We start from the raw sequence: 4,834 nt of genomic DNA on the forward strand, positions 1-4,834 counted from the left end.
TCAGATCGTACTGGATGAAACCGATGATTGGGATGACGAAACCGTTGTTTGTATTGTGGACAGCGCCTACCGGCCGCTGTTTGGCAAGGAGACGGAGTATACGGTTTCCATTTACATCCTCAATGAGGAGAAGTTTGCCGCCGGGCAGGCTGCGGACGGCATTCCGCCTCAGCCTTTTGAAACTTTCTGCTATGACTCGGCTTTGACTCAGGCCAAAATACAGGATTTCAACGTGATTCCATATACGTCGGTGCTTCCGCCGGAACTATACGGCAATATAGTGCCCGTGGAACAGGTTGCAAGCAGCTTCAAACACGGCGCGGTGCTGGAGGTTATTATCGCCGGCAACGGCGCGAATATAACCGAGCATAAAGCCATAGCTACCGGCGTAGGCATATGCTGGGGCAGAAAAAACGGCAAACTCATCGGCGGCTGGGCGGCGGAATATGTGGAGTATTTTGATACTCCGATAGACGATGAAATCGCCGAAGGGCACGCAAAAATGTGGCTTAACAAATCTTTAAACCACGAACTTGAACTGCGCGGAGTGGAAAAACACAGCGAATTTCAAATATACCACAACTTTATTAATATTACGCAGCCTTTCGCGTATTGTTTGACTTGCCTGGGCTTTCTTAACTTCAGAAACGCTCCGGCGGTTGTTATTAAAAAATAAGCTGTCTTGCCGCGTGGGCCTAAAACCCGCGCGGAATTTTACAGTTTTCTTACGGGGGTAACGGAAATGGCAGATAAACGGGGCGGCGTTAAAGCCGCGGGCGCGGCCGGCAAATTGGGCGTTATAGGGCTGGCGAGCGTCGTTATAAGTTCAATGATAGGCGGAGGGATATATTCCCTCCCGCAGAATACGGCGCAGGGCGCGGCGGCCGGGGCCGTACTGCTGGCCTGGGTCATTACCGGCATAGGAATGTATTTTGTGGCCAATACTTTCAGCGTTTTATCAAGAGTAAAGCCCGATCTGACCGCAGGCGTTTATATGTACGCCAAAGAGGGCTTCGGCCCTTTTGCCGGCTTCTTGATAGGGTGGGCTTATTGGCTTTCCCAAATATTCGGCAATGTCGGCTACGCCGTGATAACTATGGACGCTTTAAATTACTTTTTCCCTCCGCATTTCGCCGGCGGGAACAATTTGCTTTCGATAGTATGCGGATCTCTGCTGATATGGTTTTTTAATTTCGTGGTATTGCGCGGCGTAAAACAGGCCGCGGTGCTTAACGTTATCGGCACTATAGGCAAGCTTCTCCCTTTGGCGCTTTTTATCATGGTGCTGATTTTCAGCTTCCATTTTGACAAATTTGACTTTAACTTTTGGGGTGATGCCGTATCGGGCGGAAAAGCCTTGGGCGGTTTGGGGGCGCAGATTAAGAGCACTATGCTGGTTACGCTGTGGGCTTTTATAGGTATAGAAGGCGCGGTGGTGCTTTCAAGCAGGGCAAAAAGCCAGACGGCGGTAAGCAAAGCCACTTTTTTGGGTTTTGCCGGATGTTTGATTATTTACGTGCTTTTGTCTTTGCTTCCCTTCGGCTTCCTGACGCAGGAACAAATAGCCGCCGTACCGAATCCTTCCACGGCGGGCATATTGGAAATGGTTATAGGCAAACCAGGTGCATGGATTATGAATATCGGTTTATTGGTGGCGGTTCTTTCCAGCTGGCTGGCGTGGACCATGATTGCGGCAGAAATACCTTTTGCGGCGGCTAAAAGCGGAGCTTTCCCTAAGCAATTTGCCGCGGAAAACAAAAACGGCGCGCCGAGCGTATCTCTTTGGATTACCAGCGCGGTCATGCAAATAGCCATATTGCTGGTTTACTTTTCAAACAATGCCTGGAACACCATGCTAAGCATAACGGGCGTTATGGTTCTGCCGGCTTATATATTCAGTTCTTTGTATCTGTGGAAACTGACCGAAGACGGAGAATATCAAAAAATCGCCTCTTCCGGCAGGTTTGCGGCCTTGATGACCGGGCTTTTGGGCACGGTTTACGGCGGCTGGCTTATTTACGCGGCCGGGCTTAAATATTTGTTTTTGGCTTTCATCTTTTTGGCTTTTGGCGCGCCGGTGTTTATTTTGGCCAGAAAGCAGAGCAAAGACGGAAAGCCGGTTTTTGCTCAAGGAGAAAAAATTATCTTGGATTTGATATTGCTGGCGGCCGCCTTCGCTCTGTACGCTTTTGCCAGGGGGCTGTTAAAGATATAGAAGCCTTATTGATATCAGTCCGGCGGGATTTGTTCTGTTTGCGCGTTTAACGCGTAAAGAAAAGCAAATCCCGCCTTTTTTGAGAATAAATTAAGCCTGCGGCCTTTTGCAAACGTCCGTCCAAGTTCCGCCCGAGGCGGCTTCAAGCTCGGCCGGGCTCAGTTTGACGGCGTTATTGGGCGCGCCCGCCGCGGGGTATACGTAATCATATTTCTTTAAAGAGTCGTCCAAATACACTTTTACCCCATCTTTAAGGCCGAAAGGGGATACTCCGCCTATCGGGTGCCCGGTAAGTTCCGGCACTTCATCGCCTTTTAAAAAGACGGCTTTTTCTTTAAAAAAATCTTTAAACTTTTTATTGTCTACGCGCGATTGCCCGGACGCAACTATGACGACTGCGCCCTGCTTCGTCTTGAAAGACAGCGTTTTTGCGATGCGGTCTTCCTCGCACCCTATGCTTTGGGCGGCCAAAGACACGGTGGCCGTAGATGAGGGCAGTTCCAAATATCTTTCCAGAAGATTATGCTTTTTAAGCTGTTCTTTTACCCGTTCTATGTTGTTCATAAGGATATAATAGCAATTTGATATACTTTATAATATAGTCCGCTTAATGGAGATTTTATGAATTTAAAGAATTTAACCGCAAAACTGCCGCCTTGTATGCTTGGCGGCGGCAAAAGATTCGGTTTTTTTGTGCAGGATATCATATCCGATTTAAAATTATTCGTATTTTTGCTGGCAGTTTTATTTTTATACAGAGCTTTGTTTATCTACTTTTTCCGCGCCGAACTTGCCGGGGCGGCTTCCTGCGGGGACGTTTGGCTGGCTTTATGGTACGGATTCAGGCTAAGCCTTAAGACCGCCGCCGCTTTTATAATACCGGCTTTCGTCCTTGGCACTCTGCTGAGGCAGGTTTTGCCGAAATGGCCCTCTTTAAAAATTAAATTTTATATAGGCGCGCTTGAGATTTTTATACTTTCTTTACTGTTTCAGGCCAGGCTGCCTTATTATAAGGAATTTCATAACGCTTTCGATCCTTTTATCTTCAATACTTTTAACGACGACGTTCTTGCCATTGCCGACAGCGCGATAAAACAGTATAACGCTCCCCTCAGGATACTTATGGGGCTTTTGGCGGCGGCCGCGCTTACCTGGCTTTGGAAGAAATGGCTTTCCGCGCGCCTTTTGCCCAAGAACTTCCCTGACGGCGTCAAACATAAAGCTTTAATAGTTTGGACGATAATAATTTTTATACCTGTTTTTGCGGTTTATATGCGCTACGGCGGCAGTTTTAACTATAACGGTTCGATTTATTGGAAGAACTCCGCCCGTATGTCCAGCCACCTTTTGAACGAAGCCATTTTAGACGACGTCCAAGCTTTGTATAAAGCCAGCCGCATCCACAGAAATTTAAGGAAAATACAAAACGCCGATTACAGCCCGGAAGAAATACGCCAAACCCTTTCCGATTTGGCCGGAGCAAACTATCAAAGCTCGTCGCTTTTGCCTTTTTTGGAAAAGACGGCCCGCGGCGCGGCCGAAAAGCCGGAGCATATCTTCCTGATTATCGGGGAAACTTATATGCTTTGGCCTATGCTGGAAGAATATTCTTATTTAGGGGCGGCCGAAGGAATGAAAGCTTTGGCTTCTTCCGAAAAGGGCGCAATGCTTAAACACTTTCTGCCTGCGGCGAACGGAACGATGTTCGGTTTGGCAAGCATAGTTTGGGGCCTGCCGGAGATTAATATACAGGGCTTCAGCCAAGCGAGCGCGCTTAAACCTTACGAAACTTCCTTGGCGGTGCAATTAAAAAAACTCGGCTATGAAACGCGCTTTTTTTACGGAGGGTTTCCCTCTTGGGAAAACGTCGGCGTTTTTATGAGCGCGCAGGGGTTTGACAAAGCTTATTATAAGGGCAGCTACGCCGGGCTCCCCGCCAACGCCTGGGGCACGGAGGACAGATACTTCTTGGAACACACTAAAGAACTTTTTGACTCTTCAAAGCCTTCTTTCAACGTTATTTTGACGAGCTCCAATCATCCTCCTTTAACGGTTGACCTTTCCAAAGAGCCGGAAGTAAAGAGCGAAAAGGCTTATTCCGAAATTCTCCCCCCTGCGCTTGCCGGCGATAAGGACTTGATAGCCAAACTGCGCCATTTTGAATATTCGGATAAATATATTTCCGCTTTTATTAAAGATATGTCGGCGAAATACCCAAACAGCCTTTTTATATTTACCGGCGATCACGCCCAAAGGTGGACGGTAAACCCGACTCCGGGCGTTTTTGAAAAGGTAGCCGTACCTCTTATAATTTACGGGACCGGCGTAAAAAAAGATATTTTTGAAGACGGCGCGGCCGCTTCCCATAAAGACATCGCCGCGCTTACCCTGGAGCTTTCCGCCCCGAAAGGCTTTGTTTATTACGCTTTCGGCGGATTCCCGTCCAAGGAAAACACCGGCTTGCATAACGTATATTGGATTAAAGACGGCTGCGTCGGCGAAATCAACGGCGATGCTTCCGAGCCGGCTTTAAGCGGCAAAACTCCCGAAGAATGCTCCGCCGCCGATGCAACCGCTTTCCACCGCTCCGCCGTCCGAGGTGTAGCCGTTGGCATTTGG

General features: G+C 48.4%; 4 protein-coding genes. 3 read left to right on the top strand and 1 reads right to left on the bottom strand.

Annotated elements, in window-relative coordinates; all coding sequences use genetic code 11:
* Positions 1 to 109 precede the first annotated feature (109 nt).
* Positions 110 to 676, top strand: coding sequence for a pyruvoyl-dependent arginine decarboxylase (locus ACQY26_RS00060; protein WP_428047045.1), 567 nt, complete (start codon positions 110 to 112; stop codon positions 674 to 676).
* A 66-nt stretch (positions 677 to 742) separates the two neighbouring features.
* Positions 743 to 2,215 (top strand): amino acid permease, encoded by a 1,473-nt coding sequence (locus ACQY26_RS00065; protein WP_428047042.1) that lies wholly within the window; start codon positions 743 to 745, stop codon positions 2,213 to 2,215.
* Positions 2,216 to 2,305: 90 nt separating this feature from the next.
* Here the strand turns inward: ACQY26_RS00065 and ACQY26_RS00070 are convergent, their stop codons facing one another.
* Positions 2,306 to 2,779, bottom strand: coding sequence for a YbaK/EbsC family protein (locus tag ACQY26_RS00070; protein ID WP_428047043.1), 474 nt, complete (start codon positions 2,777 to 2,779; stop codon positions 2,306 to 2,308).
* Positions 2,780 to 2,836: 57 nt separating this feature from the next.
* Here ACQY26_RS00070 and ACQY26_RS00075 point away from each other — a divergent pair.
* On the top strand, positions 2,837 to 4,834 hold a 1,998-nt coding region (locus ACQY26_RS00075), incomplete at its 3' end, for an LTA synthase family protein (protein WP_428047044.1).

The sequence above is a fragment of the Candidatus Proelusimicrobium excrementi genome (assembly GCF_937881865.1).
Taxonomy (GTDB): domain Bacteria; phylum Elusimicrobiota; class Elusimicrobia; order Elusimicrobiales; family Elusimicrobiaceae; genus Proelusimicrobium; species Proelusimicrobium excrementi.

Bases quoted from the DNA above. Each gene is read 5' to 3' on its own strand.
- ACQY26_RS00065 (WP_428047042.1), top strand. From the start codon at position 743: ATGGCAGATAAACGGGGCGGCGTTAAAGCCGCGGGCGCGGCCGGCAAA.
- ACQY26_RS00070 (WP_428047043.1), bottom strand. From the start codon at position 2,779: ATGAACAACATAGAACGGGTAAAAGAACAGCTTAAAAAGCATAATCTT.